Origin of the sequence: Nonomuraea longispora (genome assembly GCF_004348345.1) — a bacterium.
GTDB lineage: Bacteria > Actinomycetota > Actinomycetes > Streptosporangiales > Streptosporangiaceae > Nonomuraea > Nonomuraea longispora.
The window spans coordinates 1-16853 of the sequence record NZ_SMJZ01000063.1 but is presented as its reverse complement, the minus strand read 5'-3'; the positions used below and the strand labels follow the sequence as shown (position 1 = coordinate 16853).

Genomic DNA, 16853 nt, shown 5'->3' with positions numbered 1-16853 from the left:
GTTGGCCGCGACCACGCGGACGACGCGGACGACGCTGACGGCCCCCGCAGCCGGTGACCGTCAGGGATCTCGATGCCGGTGGCGACGTCGGCGTAGCTGACCTCGCGGCCGTGGTTGCAGCGCAGCCAGATCATCGCGTCGTGTCGTGAAGCCCTGCGGGGTGCCTGGCGTGAGGTTTGCCGCGGCTCACAGCAGTCCGCCGTTCTCGTCCAGGAACCGGGCCTGCGCGGTGCGGTCGAAGCTGTGCCGGCAGACCAGCGCGACGCTAAGAATCAGCGATTTATTATATAAGCAAAAGCCGGTATAGTCGCTGTCGTGCACGCCTTCGACATACTCGGTGACCCCGTGCGCCGACGCATTCTGGAGCTGCTCGCCGACGGTGAGCAGACCTCCGGCGCAATCACTGAGATCATCCGGGCGGAGTTCGGCATCTCCCAGCCGGCTGTCTCCCAGCACCTGCGCGTGCTGCGTGAGAACGGGTTCGCGTCGGTCCGGGCTGAGGGGGCTCGTCGGTTCTACGCCGTGGAGGCCGGGCCGTTGAGCGAGATTGACGCGTGGGTGGACCGGTTCCGCAGGTTCTGGGACCAGCGACTCGACGCACTGGAGACCGAGCTCGCCCGCGGCAGGCGTATCACCCGGAAACCCGCCAACGACGAGCCCGGCAGGCCCAACGAAGAAGCGTAGGCACGAGAGGTTCCCTACCGAACGGAGCATGACGATGAAGGATGTACTCGACGAACTGTCCGCGGCCCGCCGGAAGATGGGCACGGCGACCCTGCCCGCTGGTGAGGCCTACACGATGGAGCTGAGGCGTCGCTACGACGCGCACCTCGATGCCGTGTGGGACGCCATCACCAACCCCGAGCGACTGAGTCGCTGGATGAAGCCGGTCACCGGCGACCTGCGCCTCGGCGGGGCATTCGAGCTGGACGGCGGCGAGCATGGCGAGATCCTCCGGTGCGAGCCGCCGCGCTTGCTGCGGGTGTCCTGGATGTTCGGGCCCGGCGCGGACGAGTGGCCAGGCACGAGCGAGGTCGAGGTGCGCCTGTCTCCTGGCTCGGCCGGGGACACCGAGTTCGAACTGGTCCACGCTGCGGCCGTCGGAGAGCCCATGTTCCCGACCTACGGTCCCGGTGCCGGCGGCGTCGGCTGGGACCTGCATCTCCTCACCCTCGCCGGCTTCCTGGGCGACGGCGAGGTTCTTGACCACGAAAAGTTCAGGGCATCGCCCGCCGGACGCGAGTTCAGCCGGCGCAGCGCCGCCGCCTGGGGCGAGGCTCACCTGGCCGGCGGCGGCGAACCGGGCCACGTCGCGGCCGCGGTCGAGGCCACCACCGCGTTCTATCTGCCCACCGGGGACGCGCGATGAAGTACGCCCGGGGCATGACGAGCATCCGAACGAAAAGTCCCGTTAGCAGAGCAGCGTTGAGCGGCTTGCCGTCCGGACCGCTGGCGCCGGCGCCGGAGACGAGAATCCGCATGGCAGCCTTCCTTGTCGTTCAGTCCGCCCGTACGGCGTGGTTCGCGCCGGCCCCTGAGCGGGGGTAGCGCCCGGGACCGGGCAGCACCAGGTCTATGCCGGCCGTCGTCCATGGCCAGGGTTGAACCCTCGGTGCCGCCGTTCACGTACGACCCGTCGTGGCTTCGTTTGCCCCGCCCGGCGGATCGCGATCACAAGCGGAGCCTGCGGGGAGGCCCTTACCGTACGAAACCGTTCGTTGGTGTGGCCAATCCCAAGGCCTCTGAGGCTCGGGCCCGGCGACCCGCCTTCAGCCCGACCGCAGCTCGGCCGCCACCGCGCGTTCCCGCAGCTGCGCCGCCTCCGCCCGCGCCGCCTCCAGCTCGGCCCGCACGTCCTCCAGCCGTACCCGCTCCAGCCGCAGCTCTCCCCGCAGCCGGTCGCGCTCCTTGACCGCCGCGTCGGCCCGCGACTTCTCCCGCGAGACCAGCTTGCGCTCCCGGGACAGCGCCGCCGCCGACTCCTCCTCGATCCCCGCCGTCTTGGCGGTCAGCCGCTCCACCTCACCGGCGGCCTGCGCCGCCTCCTGGAGCGCGACCGCCCGGTCCCGCTCGGCCGCGGCTGCGGCCCGTTCCGCTCTGACGGCCCGCTCCACGGCCCGGTCGCGTTCCTGCGCCGCCGCCGCCTCCCGGGCCCTCGCGCCGACCGCCTCACGTTCGGCCTGCTCCCGTGCTCGCACGGCCGCCGCCGTCTCTTCCCGCGCGCGGTCACGTTCCCCCCGTGCCTGGCCGGCGGCCTGCTCAGCGCGTACGGCCTGCGCCCCAGCCTCAGCGATCCGCCCTTCGGCAAGCTCCACCCGCTCCGCGAGCTCCCGTACGGCCTGATCCCTCGCCTCCTCGGCCACCTCCATCTGGTGAGCCGCCTCCGCGGCCTGCCGCTCGGCCGCCTCAGCGCGCCGCTGCGCCTCCTCCGCCGACTGCAGCGCCTGCCTTTCGGTGCTGGCCGCCTCGCGCAACGCCGCCAGTGCCTGCTCGCGGGCGCGTTCGGCGTCGGCCAGCGCGGTGTCGCGCTCGTGCTCCGCCCCCTCCAGCCGCGACCGCATGTCAGCTGTCTGCCGGCGAGCGTGCTCGGTGGCCTCACGGGCCAGGCGTACCTGCTCGAACGCCTGCTCACGCTCCGTGCGCGCGATCGCCACCCGCGTGTGCGCCTCCGCCTGCACCGCGCTCAGTTTCGCCTCGACCCCGGCTGGGCTCAGCTCGTCGGCCAGCGCCCGCGCCAACGGCTCGATGGCCGACGCCAGCCCGCTTTCCATCCGGTCGTACAGCTGCTCTGCCCTGGCCAGCGCGCCTTCGAGCCCTGGTGTGGCCCGCCGCAATTCACGTTCGCGTTTGGCGGCGGCCTGACAGTCCTTCTCAGGACAGTACGCCCTGGGGCGGCCCCTCCCCCGCCGCTGCTCGATCGGCGCACCGCAGTGCTTACAAGGCGTCACCACACTGACCTCTTCTGTCACGGTGACAGCGTAACATTTTTTATTTTCCAGAAAACATAAATCAGAAATTCGGATCTCCACCGCAGTCAGTGATCGTGGACAACTTGCGAGAAGGCAGAATTCCCACAAGTTGAGCGGGCACGTTCGTGGCCACGAGGCCGTGCGGGAGGCGGAGTCGGCGCTGCCCAGGTTCGCCCTGGCCGAGGGCGAGATTCCTGGCACTGGACAACTACCGCTGCTGGCACGGCCGCGACGGGGACAGCAGGGAGCGTCTCGTTCGGATCCTGACCGTGCGTAGCGCCGATGCCCGCTGACGTGGCCCTTGGCCGACGCGCGCGCAGCTAGTTGATCGCGATGAATCCCTCGAAGGCGAGATATTTCAGAATCGTTCCGTAACTCGCGAAGGCGGCCTCTCCGAGGAGGGCCCGGGTCGCGTTGCTCGCAGTCGTCGGCGAAGCGGTGGGCGTCGGCGACGAACGGCTCGCCGCCCGATGCGGGCGTCTGGACGGCCTGGATGAAGACGTAGTCCTCGTCGGGGTCGCGTCTGCGAACAGGGACGCCTCCATATCGACGACCACGTCGAAGCTGTCGGCATGCAGGTGCACCGGGTCGGCGTCGCGGGACGGCCTGCTGCGGTACGGGAACACCTGCCGCAACCGGTGGCCGAGAGTGAGCGCCGCGGTGACGACGAGCGCGTGGCGAGTGGCAGCGAGACCGGTGAGGATGGCCGCACCTGTCTCGGTGAGCAGGTGACGGACGCGATCGGTGTCCCGGCCCTCGACACGATCGGGGAGGATGCCGAAGGACACCTTCAGGGCTTCCCAGGTCGGGAGAAACCGCGGCTGCTGGGGGCCAGGGCCGCGGCGGCGGGGGCGAGGAAGCACACCAGCGCGCATCCGGCCAGGACCGGCTGCCAGCCGAAGGCGTCGATGGCGGGGGCGAGGAAGGCCAGGCCGACAGGGGCCAGGCCGTAGGAGACGAGGAAGTCGAGCGAGGAGACTCGGGCGAGCAGGCGTGGCTCCACCTCGCGCTGTGTGGCGGTGAACCAGGGCACGTTGAACAGCTCGATGCCCAGCCCGGCCAGCGCGTAGGCGGCGAACACCACTGCGGGGTGCACCGGCAGCAGCAGGCTGAGCGGCGCGAAGCCGTACAGCGCCAGGCCGGCCAGCGCGGCCCAGCCTTGCGCGCGTGGCTGCCACCGGGCCACGAGCAGCGCCCCGGCCAGCGCGCCGAGCGTGTAGGCGGTCAGCGCCGCCGCGAGCACCGCCTCGGTGCCGTAGCGGTCGCGGCTGACCAGCGGCAGCGCCACGCCCGTCGCTGAGTAGCCGGTGAAGATCACCGCGGCCAGCGCGCCAAGACCGGCCAGGAACCATGGATGCCGGCGCGCCTCGCGCACACCCTCGCCGAACTCCGCGAAGAACCGTGCGCCGTCCGCCTCGCGGGCCGGGGCAGGCAGCGCCCGGGGCGGCAGTACGGCGGCGACCAGCCACAGCAGTCCGGTGCCGATCAACAGCCACCAGGTGTTCAGAAGGGCGGCCAGCAACGCCGTGCCCGCCGGCGCGACGAGGGTGGTGACGCGCACGGCCAGCGTCATGGCGGCGTTGGCCTGCCGGCGCCTGCCGGCGTCCACGACCTCGGCCGTGAGCGCCTGGAACGCGGGCCGGCACGCCCCCTGGCCCGCGCCGACGACCGCCGCCGCCACGGCCATGAGCGGGACGGAGCGGCCGAGCCCGAGCGCGATGAACGGGGTGGCGAGCGCGGCGGCCAGCCCGGCCCACCACACGACGGCGCGGCGCGAGTACCGGTCGGCCAGGACTCCGCTGATCGGCACCGCGGCGAGGAAGCCGACGGTCCTGGTGGCCAGCACGATCCCGAGACCTGCGGCGGTGAGCTCGCGGTCCAGCACGGCGAGCCCCAGCACGAACGGCAGCGCCCAGGTCGCCAGCCCTGAGGCGGTGGTGCCGCACCACAGCCGGAGGAACCGCCTCTCGCGCAGGATGGACCGTGCCGCGGACGGCGACGTGTCCGAGTCGGTGGGCATCGGTGCGATCACAGGTGGACTCCTCCAGGGGACCAGGACGAACGAGATTCGTGGTCTACAACATGTCCAGAGACTGGAAGACGCTCTCCGGCGGCGAACGCCAGCGCGCCCACATCGCGCGCGCCCTCGCCCAGCAACCCTGGTGCATTCTGCTCGACGAACCCACGAACCACCTGGACATCCGACACCAGCTCGACCTGGTGGACCTGCTGGCGTCCACCGACCAGACGATCCTGGTGGCCCTGCACGACCTGTCCCTGGGCGCCCGCCACTGCGACCGCCTCGTCCTGATGAGCGGCACGCTGATCGCCGACGGGCCACCGGACGGGGTCCGCACCCCGGAACGACTGCGGAGCGTCTTCGGAGTCGAGGCCCATATCGCCACAGACCCGCTGGGCAACCTGACGGTCGCCTACGCCCGTGTCGGTGAGGCAGGGAATTCCCTGCCTCACCGGGCCTGACACACACGACCGGGAACCGCCCCGGGGGTGCCGCTCACCCGTCACGTCCGGAGCTCGCGCAGGTATTTCGCGAACCCTTCCAGGCCGTCGATGTTGCGCGGCCCGCTGATGCCCTCGTTGTAGTCCAGGACGTAGAAGCGATCGTTGACCACGGCGGGCAGCTTGCTGGTGGTGTGGAACTCCTTCAAAAACTTGATCTTCTCCGCAGCGGGCTTGTCACCGTAGTCCAGGATGACGATGACCTCCGGCTTGGCCTCGACCACGGCCTCCCAGGTGACCTCGCCCCAGCGCGCGTCCAGGTCACCGAAGACGTTCCGGCCGCCGGCGAAGCGGATGATGTCGGTGGGCGGCACCTGGCTGCCCGCGGTGAACGGCTTGTCCGTGCCCGAGTCGTAGAGGAAGACAGGAGTCGGGTCGGCCTTGGGCACCTGTGCCTGGACCGCTTCGACGCGCTTGCGGTAGCCGGCGATCAGTTCCTGGGCCTTGGCCTCGACGCCGAAGATCTTGCCGAGGCGTTCGAGGTCGGTGTAGAGGGCCTCGAACGGCGCCACCCGCTCAGGGTAGCCGGGGTAGTTGAAGCACGACTCGGTGTGCATGAAGCTCTGGATCTTCAGCCCGTCGAGGATCTCGGGAGTGATGCCGCGCTGGTCGCTGAAGCCCGAGCGCCAGCCGGCGACCACGAAGTCGGCCTTGGCGTCCACGACGAGCTCACGGTTGAGCAGGTCGTCGCTGAGGAACTCGACCTTGGCGTACTCGGCCGCCCAGGGCGACTCCTCGACGGACGGGTTGGCGGGCGGCATCACGTAGCCGTGCACATGCTGGGCCAGGCCGAGAGCGAACAGCTTGTCGGCGCTGCCGCCCTCGTAGACGACGGCCCGGCGGGGGGTGGTGTACTGGACGTCCTCGCCGCACCTCTTGACCGTCACCGTGCGCGCGGCGCTGCCGCCGCCCTCCACCTGCGCGCCGCATCCGGCGAGCAGGAGCGCGCCGGCCAGGAGCACGGCGGAAGTGCGTCCTTTCACTTCGGGTTTCCTTTCATGGTCGTGGCCGTGCCCAGGTCGTAGAGCACCTGGGGGACCCCGGTGAACGGATGGGGGACGACGCTCGCCTCGACGCCGAACGCTTCGCGGAGCAGTTCCTCGGTGAGAACCTCGGCGGGCGGGCCGCACGCGACGAGGGCGCCGTGGGAGAGTACGGCGAGCCGGTCGCAGGCGGAGGCGGCCAGGTTGAGGTCGTGCAGGGTGACCAGCACGCTCAGCCCGGCGCCCCTGAGCATCGACAGCAGCCGGATCTGGTGGTGCAGGTCGAGATGGTTGGTCGGCTCGTCGAGCACCAGCAGCCGCGGCTCCTGCACCAGCACCCTGGCCACCAGGACGCGCTGGCGTTCCCCACCGGACAGCGACAGCACGCCGCGCTCGGCCAGGTGCAGCACCTCCATCCGCGCCATCGCCTCACGGCACAGCTCCCGCTCGCGGACGCTGAGCGCCTGGTTGCCGCGCAGGTGGGGGGCGCGGCCGAGGGCGATGACCTCCTCGACCGTGAAGTCGAGGTCCGCCCGGCCCTCCTGGGTGAGGGCGGCGATCACCCGGGCGCTGTCGCGCAGCGGCATCCGCGTCAGCTCCTGGCCGTCGATCCACACCGCGCCGTCCGACGGCCGCAGCGCCCGGTACACGCAGCGCAGGGCCGTGGTCTTGCCTGATCCGTTGGGCCCGACCAGCCCCACCACTTCTCCGTCGCCGACGGCGAGCGCCAGCTCGTTGACGATGGCGGCGCCGTCGATGGACACCGAGAGATCGTCCAGCAGCAGGCGGGTCATCAGCGGCCTCCGAACAGGTAGCCACGGCGGCGCAGCAGTAGGACGAACACCGGCACGCCCACCAGCGCCGTGATCACGCCCAGCGGCAGCTCGCGCGGTGCCACCAGCGTCCTGGCCACCAGGTCGGCCCACACCATGAAGATCGCCCCGGCCAGCGGCGCGATGGTGAGCACGCGGACGTGTGCCGCCCCCACCCACAGCCGCACGAGGTGCGGCATGACCAGCCCGACGAAGCCGATCGCGCCGCTGACGGCGACCATCGCGCCGGTCGCCAGCGACGTCAGCACGAACAGGCCCCGGCGGAACCTGACGGTGTCCACGCCCAGGCTCACCGACGTTTCATCGCCCAGGGCGAGCACGTCGAGGCTGCGGGCGAAGCGGCGCAACGCCACGACGGTGACCAAAGTGACGACTGCCACGACCGGCAGCGCTCCCCATGTCGCCGCGCCGAAGCCGCCCATCGACCAGAACAGCACCGTGCTCGTCGACTCCCCGTCCGGGACGAAGTACACGATCAGGCTCATCAAGGCCTGGAACCCGAACGCCATCGCCACCCCGGTGAGCACCAGCCGCAGCGGCATCAGCCCGCCGGCACCGCGCGAGGCCAGGTAGACCAGCGCGGAGACGAGCAGCGCGCCGAGGAACGCGCCGGCCGAGACCGCGTAGATCCCCAGCGCGGTGAGCGCGCCGGTGGCGCTGACCAGCACCGCCCCGGCCGACGCCCCCGAGGACACACCGAGCACGAACGGGTCGGCCAGCGCGTTACGCACCATCGCCTGGATCGCCACCCCGACCACGCTGAGCCCGGCCCCCACCAGCACCGCCAGCAGCACGCGCGGGGTCCGTACCTGCCAGATGATCTGGTACGCGGTGACCTCCTCGGCCGTGATCGAGCCGCCGGTCACCGCCGCCCACAGGAAGCGCAGCGTCTCCCCCGGCGGCACCGCGGCGGAGCCGAGCCCTATCGCCAGCAGCACCGACACCGCGAGGACACCGGCCAGCAGAACGACGATCAGCGCCATGGCCGGCCCCGCCGCGCTACCGGTGGATGGGTCCTCGGCTCCTGGGACCGTCGGTGAGGATGCCGCGCCGGAGCCCGATGGGCCCGGCTCACGCAACGTTCTCAAGGACACTCCAGAAAATGAGAATCATTTCCGCCAGACCGTACCACCATGCATGGCTTACGCACTATTGGGGCGTAGGCGGTGAGACAGCCGCGTTAGTCTGCTGCCGCGTACCTGCGTGCAAGTGGGGAGGGTGATGTCGCAGCCAAGTATGGCGGACCGGCCGGTTCCGGACGGTGGCCGGTCGCCGGAGTCCGGGTTACAACGGGCCTTGGCCGGGTTCCGGATGCCCTGGGCGTTCATCGTTCTCGTGGCCCTGCTGGTGGCGGGGCGTTTCCTGCTCGCGCCCCACCTGACGCATCCGGCGCTGCAGACTTGGGCGACGGTGTTCGTGGCGGTGTGCGTGCAGGCACTGCCGTTCCTGGTGCTGGGAGTGGCGTTATCGGCGGCCATCACCGCGTTCGTGCCCGCCTCGTTCTGGACGCGGGCGCTGCCCCGGCGCACCTACGCGGCGGTGCCGGTGGCGGGAATGGCGGGGGCGGTGCTGCCCGGCTGTGAGTGCGCGTCGGTGCCGGTGGCCTCCGGGCTGATGGCGCGCGGGGTGGCACCTCCGGCGGCGCTGGCGTTCCTGCTGGCCTCCCCGGCGATCAACCCGGTCGTGCTGGTGGCCACCGCCGTGGCCTTCCCCGACGACCCCGCGATGGTGGTCGCGCGGTTCGCCGCATCGCTGGCCGTGGCCGTGCTGGCCGGCTGGATCTGGGCCCGGTTCGGGCGCACCGCGTGGCTGCCGACGCCCCGCCGAACCGCCGGGACCGGCCAGAGCAAGGCGGGCGCGTTCGTGGACGCGATGCGTCACGATCTGCTGCACGCCGGCGGCTTCCTGGTGGTCGGCGCGCTGGCCGCGGCGACCCTGAACGTGCTGATCCCGCGCGACTGGCTGACCACGGTGGCCGGGGTGCCGGTCGTGTCCGTGCTGGTACTGGCGTTCCTGGCGGTGCTGCTGTCGATCTGCTCGGAGGCCGACGCGTTCGTGGCGGCGTCGTTCACGGCGTTCTCCCCCACGGCCAAGCTGGCGTTCCTGGTGGTCGGGCCGATGGTGGACCTGAAGCTCATCGCCCTGCAGGCGGGCACCTTCGGCCGGGCCTTCGCCTGGCGTTTCGCGCCGCTCACGCTGGTCCTCGCCATCGGGGTCAGCTTCGTCGCAGGCTGGGCACTACTGTGAGCCGCCAGACGCAGGGCGCCGTCCTGCTGATCCTCGGCGCGACAGTGCTGAGCATCTCCGCGTTCTCCACGACGTACGTCAACTACGTCAAGCCCGGTTTCCGGCCGCTGCTCGTGGGCGCTGGTGCGGTGCTGGCGGTTCTCGGCCTGCTATCCGTCGTCGCCGGGCTGGTGGACCGGCCCGGCGCCCACCAGCGTGGGCCGCGGGTGGCGTGGCTGCTGGCCGTGCCGGTGTTCGCCATCGTGCTGATCGCCCCGCCCGCGCTCGGCGCCTTCGCCGCCAGGCATGGCGACGGCCCGCCGGCGCTCGTCCGGACCGGCGGCTACAGCGCGTTGACGGGAGGCGAGGTGATGGAGCTGACGCTGGGCGAGTTCATCGGGCGCGCCTACGCGCGGTCGGGGCCGTCGCTCGCCGGCAGGAAGGTCAGGCTGATCGGCTTCGCCGTCCCGGCCGAGGACGGCAAAAGCTGGTATCTGACCCGGATGCGGATCCGCTGCTGCGCCGCCGACGCGCTCGCCTTGGAGGTCGCGGTCCAGGGGGCTGCCGCCCCGGCGGAGGACTCGTGGGTGGCGGTCACGGGCACCTGGGTTCCGTGGCGGGACGGGGTGCCCGATGAATACGTGGTTCCGGCCCTGGCCGCGACCGCTGTGACCGCCGTCGAGCGGCCGGCGGAGCCGTACGAATAGGGTTGCGCCGGTGAATCGAGTCACGCAGAACCTGCTGCTCCTCCTACTCGGCGGAGCGCTGTTGAAGATCTCCGCCTTCTCCGCGGACTTCGCCAACTACGTCAAGCCGGGATTCCGGCCGCTGGTGATAGCGGCGGGCGTGGTGCTGGTCGTCCTCGCCCTAGCCGCTCTGACTCTGGACCGCCGCAGGAGCAGGAGCGCGGCACGCCGGAGGAAACTCCTCCACGCGCGTGCCGCCGAGGAGGCGTATCTGGCGGCGCTGGTCGGCCGTGCTCCGGTCACCCCCGCGCACCAGCACGAGCACGAGCACGAACGCGAGCACGAACGCGAGCACATGGAAGGGCACCGGGTGGCGTGGCTACTGGTGGCCCCGCTCGCGGTGATCTTCCTGGTCGCTCCTCCAGCCCTCGGCTCGTTCGCCGTCCGGCAGGCCGAGCAGACCTCCCACGCGCCTCCGCCCACTCTCGTCGAGGCCCGCCCCACCGGACTGAAGGACGGCCGGGTGAACGTGCTGAGCATGCTCGACTTCGCCAACCTGGCCTGGGACGACCCCAGCGAATCGTTGCGGGGCAAGACCGTCCGGCTGACCGGTTTCGCCGTACCGTCCGGCCGGGACGACGGCTGGTACCTGACGCGCATGCGGATCGGCTGCTGCGCCGCCGACGCCCTCACCATGCAGGTCATGGTGAAAGGCGCCCCCGCGCCCGCGACCGATTCCTGGGTACGAGTCACCGGCACCTGGAATCCGCGAAAAGTCCGAAGGACGGACGCCTACTCTCCGCCCGAGATGACCGCTTCCCGTGTTGAGCGGATAGCTGCGCCCGACCAACCGTATGAATGAGCCTTGCTGTCCGCCCTAGCCGTCACCGGCCTGGCCCTCGCAGTCGCGACGGACTGCTTACGCAAACATTCTGGAATTCTACGGACTGCCCGCCACACCCCTGATCCACACGAGCAAGATGACGGGTTACGAAATCCCTCGACAATGATTATCATGTGCTCGACTCGTCGGGACATCGACCGTGAAGGGTGAGGCATGCCCGTCTCTCGAGCTCCATCGTGCTGGCGCCCGCTCGTGCCACCCTGAGTCATCGTGCGGCGCAACGACTACGAGGTGGTCACAACCGTCCGCACCCTCACCGTCGGCCTGACCTTGAACGGCTCCATCTCCCTCCCGGTGATGATCGGCGTGCTCATCGTCACCCTGCGCATGCTCGACCCCATCTCCCAGCTCGGCGAGCTGGCCGGCACTGTGCAGATCAACGCCGACGCCATCGGCCGCGTACGCGCCCTGCTGGCGGTGCCACCGCTGCCCGAACCGGCCGAGCCGGCCGGCAGGGCATCGAGCTGCGCGGCGTGCGCTTCGGCTACGACGACGGCCCCGCCGTCCTCGACGGCATCGACGCGACGATCCCCGCCGGCAGCTTCACCGCCGTCGTGGGCCCGTCGGGGGCGGGCAAGAGCACCCTGCTGAAACTGCTCGGCCGCTTCTTCGACGCCACCGAAGGCTCGATCCGCATCGGCGGCCGGGACGTGCACGAGCTGGGCAGCGCTGGCGCCTCCCCGCTGACCGCGCAGGTCTTCCAGGACGTCTACCTGTTCGAGGGCACCATCGCCGACAACCTGCGAGTGGCCGCGCTCGACGCGAGCGACGCCGACCTCGACCGGGTGGCCCGCGTCGCCCGCCTGGACGAGATCGTCGAACGCCTGCCCGACGGCTGGCACACCCGCGTCGGCGAGGCCGGCTCCACCCTGTCCGTCGGTGAGAAGCAGCCCGTCTCGATCGCCCGCGCCCTGCTCAAGGACACGCCCATCGTGCTGCTGGACGGAGGCCACCGCCGCCCTCGACCCGGCCACCGCTCAGGGCGTAGATGGGACGGTCGTTGCCGACCGCGGTGCCGAGGTAGAGGGTGGCCAGTCAGATGGCACCAGGCCGGGGAGCGGCTGCCCCAGAGCCTGTACGGAGTTCAGATCTTTAGGCTGGCCGGAGGCTGCGGAGCCATAAGACGGCTCCTGGGGGATGAAGACCGGCCAGGTAGCTGTCGGGGGTGTTGTCGAACCGGAAGGCCAGCCCACGCCACTCCTTGATCCGATTGACGCACCGTTCCACGGTGTTGCGCTCCTTGGAGAGATCCAGATCATGGCGGACTGGCCGGCCGCCACGAGAACCACGCCTTTTGCGGTTGGCTGCCTGGTCGACCTTCTCCGGGATGACCGCCTTGACTCTGCGCTGGCGCAGGCAGGCGCGGTTGCCGCGGGAGGAGTACGCCTTGTCGGCGGCCACCGCGCCCGGCCTGGTACGCGGACGGCCGACCGGCAGGCGGATCCTGATGCGCTCCAGCACCGCGCGAAAGTGCGGGCTGTCTCCCGCCTGACCGGGAGTGAGAACGAAGGACAGCGGACGGCATCGCCGGTCAGCCGACAGATGCACCTTGCTGGTCAGCCCCCCCCGCGAGCGACCCAGCTTGGCCACCTTCAGCCGGAACCTGTGCCCACGTCGCAGGCGCCGGCGCGCGATCCCCTCTCCGTCGCCGAGGCCATCCGCGCCGGCGTTTTGCCCCTTTGGCGTAGCCCCCTTTTCCTGCTCGGCCGCCTTACCCAGCGCTGCGGCCAGCTCGCCGTCCAGCGCCACCCCAGCAGCGTGATAGTGGGCACGGGCCGTGGTGGAATCCACGCTGACCAAGTCCAGGTCAGCCTGCCCACGGGCCGCAGCCTCAGCGATCACCGCCTGCATCAACTGCTCGAACACCCCGCTCACCGCCCACGAGCGGAACCGGTCATAGACCGCGGACCAGGGCCCGTACTCAGCAGCGGGCAGATCCCGCCACGGGCTGCCGGCCCGAAACCGCCCACATCACCGCATTGAACTGCTGCCCCAGGTCCGGAATCGGACCTCGCTCACCCAGCGGCAAGCGAGGCTCGACCAAGGACCACTCCTCGTCAGTGAGGTCACCACGCGCCATGGCGAAGACCTACCAGGATCGCGGACCGGAGCGCAGGAAATCCTCCTGATCTCAACTCCGTACAGGCTCTAGTTCCCGGGCCCGGTCCTGCGCGAGGGTTCGCGGGTCGTCGGCCACAGCCAGTGCGTTGCCAGTACGGCCACGATGCTGCCTGCGAGGACCATCCCCGCCCGCACCGCAGCCGTGTACCACGGTGTGAGGCGCCCGAAGTCCGTGATGAGCAGCAGGGGAAGGGGGAAGGCCAGACACCAGTACAGGTAGTTGGCCGGCCGCAGACCGTATGCGAGGATGCCGGACACGCCCACCACCGCTGCCCCGACCCACGGCCCGGGGTCGACGAGCAGGACGAGTGCGGCGGCGACGCCGCCCAAGGTGTTGCCGACGATGCGCTGGCGTGCTTTGAGCCGGGTCCCCGTTGGCGTGGGGGTAAGAGTCAGCAGAATGCCCGTGATCAGCCAGTGGCCCTCGCCCGTGAGTCCGCGCAGTGCGGCCATCACGGCAGCGGCGCCGCCGACCACAAGTCCTGTGCGCCACGCATGGCGCAGGCGGCGCGCGATATCGCTCGGCCCGGGCGCCGGGACGGGGTCGGCCAGTGCGCTCTTCCCCCAGCGAGGCAGCGTCAGCACGCCTCCCCACAGAGCCCCCACCAACTGAGGCAAGCCCGGGAACCCGAACGCTCCGCTGTGACTGGAGATCCCGATCAGCAGGACCGCGAGGGCGGGTGTGTACCCCGCCTTGGGCAGCAGCGCGCCGACGCCTGCTGCGACGGCAACGGCGGGAACCAGCGCCCACGGTTGCTCCTCGGTCACGTATGCGTAGAGCCCCGCAGTGGTGATCCATGCCGCCCGGACGGCCAGGCGCCGGGCACGCTCCCGCAAACCCGCTCCTGGCGGCAGCGGCATGGCGACCAGCACCACGGGCAACAGCAGTGCGATCCCCGCGTCCGGGTGACCGACCGCAGTGCCGGCCAGCAGCGGCACAGCCAGGGCCAAGCCCGCCGCGCCGCCGGCACCCCAATCCGCCTTCGCCTTCGGACGCCACTCCACCGCGACCAGTGCCCGGAGCCGGGCCCTGATCATCGCGACTCGCCGACTGGCCCTGCCCTCCTGCCTTTTCTCCTGCGGCACTTCGCCTCCAGCGACGCGTAGGGAGGCACCATGGTTCGCCGACCGGCGTGGCTTGGCCCGCCCATCCGCATGTCGCCCCGCCTGCCGCAGCTACGACAGCTACGTTTGGCATCCCGTATTATCACTTAGTGTAACCAGTGATCATCCTCCCACGGCGGCGAGGTCGCGCTGGAGGTGGCGGCGACACGGCCGGAGGCGGTCACTGCCGTGGCATTGCTCTGTTCCGCGATGCCCGGACACGTGCCGGGCCCTGAACTGCGGTCGTTCACCGAGCGGAAGAACGCGCTGTTGGCGGCGGGCAACATCGCTGGGGCCGTCGAGTTGAACGTCACGACGTGGCTGGGCCCTGAAGCCAGCGGAGAAGTTCGGGAACAGGTCCGGCAGATGTGCCGGCATGCGGTCGAGACGCATGCGGCAGCAAAGTTCGCCTCGACCGCCGCGCCGGTCGACCTGGCGCGGATCACAGCCCCTTGCCTGGCTGTGTCGGGAGCGCACGATCTCGCTGACTTCCGAGAGATCGCCGTCGGCCTGCCGGAACGAATCGCCGGCGCCCGCCACCTCGAACTGCCCTGGGCTGGCCACCTGCCCAGCCTGGAGCGACCTGCGGTGGTAACTGACTTGCTGATCCGATTCCTCGGCGAGACGGTCCCCGCTGGCTGAGGGAGAGCCAGTTTTGAAACCGCTAGGTAGGGGCGGGCCTGAGCCACTCGCTGGCTGCCGCCCGCTCGGGTGGGAGCAGATGGCCCGCGCGGTGCGGATGCTGAATCGCCCCGGGAAGGTGGATTCAACTGGTCGTCGCAACGCCTCGATCGCCGTCGGCCAGCGGTGTGAGCAGGCCGAGGTGCGCCCGTCGACAGGGCGCACCGGCACATGCTTCGACAACGTGGTCACCGAGAGCTTCTTCGCCTCACTGGAGTGCGAACTCCTCGACCGGCGCACCTTCCACACCAGCTCAGAAGCCGAACGGGCTATCTTCAGTTATATCGAAGGCTTTTACCATCCACGACGCCGCCACTCCGCCAACGGCTACCTCAGCCCCGCCGAATACGAACGCCGACACGAGCTCAAGAACGCCCAAGATCTCGACTGTGCTGCCGCGTAGTCGCAAGCCCTGATGTGTCCACCGAACCGGGGCAACTTCAGGTCGACGATCGTCCCCACCTGCGAACCTTCCTGCGCGGCCGGGGCATCACCCCGCGTGGCTCACCTTCGGCGCGTTCCCGCTGATCGCGATCCAGGTGCTACACGCCGGACCGGCCGAGGTCGCGGCGTTGTCCTCGGCAGGGGCTTTGGCAGGCGCGGCCGCGTAGGCCCGCGTAGACACCGTGCCGCGATGCCGAGCACGTCAGGCCCGCCGACGTGCAGAGAACGATCTCCGCACCTTGCGTGGCGTAGGACGGGCGGCGGCCACACAAGCGGATCACGTTCCCTCGACGATCCAGGCGACCACGGTCATGAACATCCGCCTCCGACGACGTTCAGCGAGACCCACAATGCCAGGGTCGACAGCGCCACCGCGGCAGGCACGGTCAGCAGGCCCAGCCAGGTGAACTCCCTCAGATCCACAATATGTTCATGCTGGCGAATGATGCGCCTCCACAGCAGGGTCGCCAGAGAACCGGCGTAGGTGAGGTTCGGGCCGATGTTCACGCCAAGCAGCACCGCCAGCACCGCGCCCGGACCGGCGGGCGCGGTCAGCGGCAGCAGGACAAGGACTGCAGGCAGATTGTTGACCACATTGGCCAGTACGGCGGCAAGCGCCGCGACACCGAGCAAGGTGGGCAGCGTGGCGTCGCGGGGGGTCAGGTGGTCCAGCGCTTCGGCGAGCCCGTTGTCCAGTACCGCGCGAACCACCACGCCCAGCGACAGGACGAAGGCGAGGAACGGGACCGCAGTGGCCCGGGCGATGCCGGCGACGGTGATGCGGCCCTTGCCCAGAGCCCGGGCTGCGAGTACCAGGGCGCCGGCGGCGGCCGCCCAGGCGGGGTCGATCCCGAGCGCGGATGTCAAGGCGAATCCCGCGAGCGTGCCGGCCACGGTGACCAGTGCGAACAGCGGCAGCGGAGGAGCCGGCACGGTGGGTGGAGGTGATGTGCCCGCGTCCAGGTCGATGGCGAAGAAGCGGCGAAATACCAGATACTCGACGGCAATCGCGACCAGCCAGGCAGCACCATCACGGCGGCGAAGCGGACGAAACTCAGCCCGCTGGCCGCGAACGCGAGCAGATTGGTCAGGTTCGAGACCGGCAACAGCAAGGAGGCGGTGTTCGACAAGTGTGTGCAGGCGTACACGTGCGGTTTCGCGCGGACGCCGAGCCTGGCGGCGGTGGCAAACACCACAGGGGTCAGCAGCACGACCGTGGCGTCCAGGCTGAGTACCGCCGTGGTCACCGAGGCGATGATGGCGCTTCGAAGATCTGACCAGACCTGCTCTGTGAAATTTGCCAGGTGAGCGACTCGCCGAGAGAGATCGTTCTTGTCTCGGTGGGGCTCCCTCGACGCTTCGGGTGATCACGTTTCGAAGCG

General features: G+C 70.4%; 20 protein-coding genes and 1 pseudogene. 10 read left to right on the top strand and 11 right to left on the bottom strand.

Annotation, left to right across the window (positions count from 1 at the left end; translation table 11 throughout):
• Window positions 1–186 precede the first annotated feature (186 nt).
• Entirely contained in the window at window positions 187–321 is a 135-nt protein-coding gene (locus E1267_RS47285; protein WP_281283653.1) for a hypothetical protein, read from the bottom strand.
• Between E1267_RS47285 and E1267_RS18245 the strand changes: the two genes are divergently transcribed.
• Window positions 316–684: an ArsR/SmtB family transcription factor gene (locus E1267_RS18245; RefSeq protein ID WP_132333773.1), complete on the top strand. Its 369-nt coding sequence runs from the start codon at window positions 316–318 to the stop codon at window positions 682–684. The two genes, E1267_RS47285 and E1267_RS18245, sit on opposite strands and share 6 nt — an antisense overlap.
• Window positions 685–718: 34 nt before the next feature.
• The gene (locus tag E1267_RS18240; protein ID WP_246063988.1) at window positions 719–1369 is read left to right on the top strand and encodes an SRPBCC domain-containing protein; all 651 of its coding nucleotides are present in this window, start codon (window positions 719–721) and stop codon (window positions 1367–1369) included.
• Between the two features lie 400 nt (window positions 1370–1769).
• Here E1267_RS18240 and E1267_RS18235 read toward each other — a convergent pair whose 3' ends face one another.
• From E1267_RS18235 to E1267_RS18225, 3 genes are all read right to left on the bottom strand, one after another.
• Window positions 1770–2969, bottom strand: a complete 1200-nt coding sequence (locus tag E1267_RS18235; protein ID WP_132333771.1) for a coiled-coil domain-containing protein — start codon at window positions 2967–2969, stop codon at window positions 1770–1772.
• Window positions 2970–3289: 320 nt separating this feature from the next.
• On the bottom strand, window positions 3290–3757 hold the full coding sequence (locus E1267_RS18230) for a hypothetical protein (protein ID WP_132333770.1): 468 nt from the start codon (window positions 3755–3757) through the stop codon (window positions 3290–3292).
• A gap of 2 nt (window positions 3758–3759) precedes the next feature.
• Entirely contained in the window at window positions 3760–4989 is a 1230-nt protein-coding gene (locus tag E1267_RS18225; protein WP_132333794.1) for an MFS transporter, read from the bottom strand.
• A gap of 62 nt (window positions 4990–5051) precedes the next feature.
• Here E1267_RS18225 and E1267_RS18220 point away from each other — a divergent pair, with 62 nt between their 5' ends.
• Window positions 5052–5450: an ABC transporter ATP-binding protein gene (locus tag E1267_RS18220; protein WP_132333769.1), complete on the top strand. Its 399-nt coding sequence runs from the start codon at window positions 5052–5054 to the stop codon at window positions 5448–5450.
• 41 nt (window positions 5451–5491) lie between these two features.
• On the opposite strand, the gene E1267_RS18215 is transcribed toward E1267_RS18220, so the two are convergent.
• From E1267_RS18215 to E1267_RS18205, 3 genes are read right to left on the bottom strand one after another with little or no spacing between them, the layout of a single operon-like run.
• Window positions 5492–6472, bottom strand: a complete 981-nt coding sequence (locus tag E1267_RS18215; protein ID WP_132333768.1) for an ABC transporter substrate-binding protein — start codon at window positions 6470–6472, stop codon at window positions 5492–5494.
• Entirely contained in the window at window positions 6469–7266 is a 798-nt protein-coding gene (locus E1267_RS18210; RefSeq protein ID WP_132333767.1) for an ABC transporter ATP-binding protein, read from the bottom strand. Before E1267_RS18210 ends, E1267_RS18215 begins: the two co-directional genes overlap by 4 nt.
• Window positions 7266–8288 (bottom strand): FecCD family ABC transporter permease, encoded by a 1023-nt coding sequence (locus E1267_RS18205; RefSeq protein ID WP_132333766.1) that lies wholly within the window; start codon window positions 8286–8288, stop codon window positions 7266–7268. Before E1267_RS18205 ends, E1267_RS18210 begins: the two co-directional genes overlap by 1 nt.
• Before the next feature lie 328 nt (window positions 8289–8616).
• On the opposite strand from E1267_RS18205, the gene E1267_RS18200 reads away from it, so the two are divergent.
• The 5 genes from E1267_RS18200 to E1267_RS18185 all read left to right on the top strand — a co-directional run bounded on the left by E1267_RS18200 (window position 8617) and on the right by E1267_RS18185 (window position 12326).
• Entirely contained in the window at window positions 8617–9552 is a 936-nt protein-coding gene (locus E1267_RS18200) for a permease (RefSeq protein ID WP_425465085.1), read from the top strand.
• A complete protein-coding gene (locus E1267_RS18195; protein WP_165959669.1) occupies window positions 9549–10238 on the top strand; it encodes a TIGR03943 family putative permease subunit in 690 nt (229 codons plus the stop codon). Before E1267_RS18200 ends, E1267_RS18195 begins: the two co-directional genes overlap by 4 nt.
• Window positions 10239–10248: 10 nt before the next feature.
• A complete protein-coding gene (locus tag E1267_RS18190; protein ID WP_132333765.1) occupies window positions 10249–11079 on the top strand; it encodes a TIGR03943 family putative permease subunit in 831 nt (276 codons plus the stop codon).
• 252 nt (window positions 11080–11331) lie between these two features.
• Entirely contained in the window at window positions 11332–11712 is a 381-nt protein-coding gene (locus tag E1267_RS45680) for a hypothetical protein (RefSeq protein WP_220449549.1), read from the top strand.
• Window positions 11595–12326, top strand: a complete 732-nt coding sequence (locus tag E1267_RS18185; protein WP_220449548.1) for an ATP-binding cassette domain-containing protein — start codon at window positions 11595–11597, stop codon at window positions 12324–12326. The genes E1267_RS45680 and E1267_RS18185 overlap by 118 nt, the downstream gene beginning before the upstream one ends.
• Here E1267_RS18185 and E1267_RS18180 read toward each other — a convergent pair.
• Together E1267_RS18180 and E1267_RS18175 are read right to left on the bottom strand one after the other, a co-directional pair.
• Window positions 12214–13201, bottom strand: a pseudogene (locus E1267_RS18180) (IS5 family transposase). The gene E1267_RS18185 and the pseudogene E1267_RS18180 overlap by 113 nt on opposite strands.
• A gap of 68 nt (window positions 13202–13269) precedes the next feature.
• Window positions 13270–14328 (bottom strand): FUSC family protein, encoded by a 1059-nt coding sequence (locus E1267_RS18175; protein WP_132333763.1) that lies wholly within the window; start codon window positions 14326–14328, stop codon window positions 13270–13272.
• Window positions 14329–14556: 228 nt separating this feature from the next.
• Here E1267_RS18175 and E1267_RS18170 point away from each other — a divergent pair, with 228 nt between their 5' ends.
• Both E1267_RS18170 and E1267_RS18165 read left to right on the top strand, forming a co-directional pair.
• Window positions 14557–14988, top strand: coding sequence for an alpha/beta fold hydrolase (locus E1267_RS18170; protein ID WP_220449547.1), 432 nt, complete (start codon window positions 14557–14559; stop codon window positions 14986–14988).
• A 79-nt stretch (window positions 14989–15067) separates the two neighbouring features.
• Window positions 15068–15430, top strand: coding sequence for an IS3 family transposase (locus E1267_RS18165; RefSeq protein ID WP_132333762.1), 363 nt, complete (start codon window positions 15068–15070; stop codon window positions 15428–15430).
• A 350-nt stretch (window positions 15431–15780) separates the two neighbouring features.
• Here E1267_RS18165 and E1267_RS47280 read toward each other — a convergent pair whose 3' ends face one another.
• Both E1267_RS47280 and E1267_RS47275 read right to left on the bottom strand, forming a co-directional pair.
• The gene (locus tag E1267_RS47280; RefSeq protein WP_220449546.1) at window positions 15781–16365 is read right to left on the bottom strand and encodes an ArsB/NhaD family transporter; all 585 of its coding nucleotides are present in this window, start codon (window positions 16363–16365) and stop codon (window positions 15781–15783) included.
• On the bottom strand, window positions 16335–16727 hold the full coding sequence (locus tag E1267_RS47275) for an SLC13 family permease (RefSeq protein ID WP_281283655.1): 393 nt from the start codon (window positions 16725–16727) through the stop codon (window positions 16335–16337). The genes E1267_RS47280 and E1267_RS47275 overlap by 31 nt, the downstream gene beginning before the upstream one ends.
• Between the last annotated feature and the right edge of the window lie 126 nt (window positions 16728–16853).

Bases quoted from the DNA above. Each gene is read 5' to 3' on its own strand.
- E1267_RS18240 (WP_246063988.1), top strand. From the start codon at position 719: ATGAAGGATGTACTCGACGAACTGTCCGCGGCCCGCCGGAAGATGGGC.
- E1267_RS18225 (WP_132333794.1), bottom strand. From the start codon at position 4,989: ATGCCCACCGACTCGGACACGTCGCCGTCCGCGGCACGGTCCATCCTG.
- E1267_RS18220 (WP_132333769.1), top strand. From the start codon at position 5,052: ATGTCCAGAGACTGGAAGACGCTCTCCGGCGGCGAACGCCAGCGCGCC.
- E1267_RS18210 (WP_132333767.1), bottom strand. From the start codon at position 7,266: ATGACCCGCCTGCTGCTGGACGATCTCTCGGTGTCCATCGACGGCGCC.
- E1267_RS18205 (WP_132333766.1), bottom strand. From the start codon at position 8,288: ATGGCGCTGATCGTCGTTCTGCTGGCCGGTGTCCTCGCGGTGTCGGTG.
- E1267_RS18200 (WP_425465085.1), top strand. From the start codon at position 8,617: ATGCCCTGGGCGTTCATCGTTCTCGTGGCCCTGCTGGTGGCGGGGCGT.
- E1267_RS18170 (WP_220449547.1), top strand. From the start codon at position 14,557: ATGCCCGGACACGTGCCGGGCCCTGAACTGCGGTCGTTCACCGAGCGG.
- E1267_RS18165 (WP_132333762.1), top strand. From the start codon at position 15,068: ATGGCCCGCGCGGTGCGGATGCTGAATCGCCCCGGGAAGGTGGATTCA.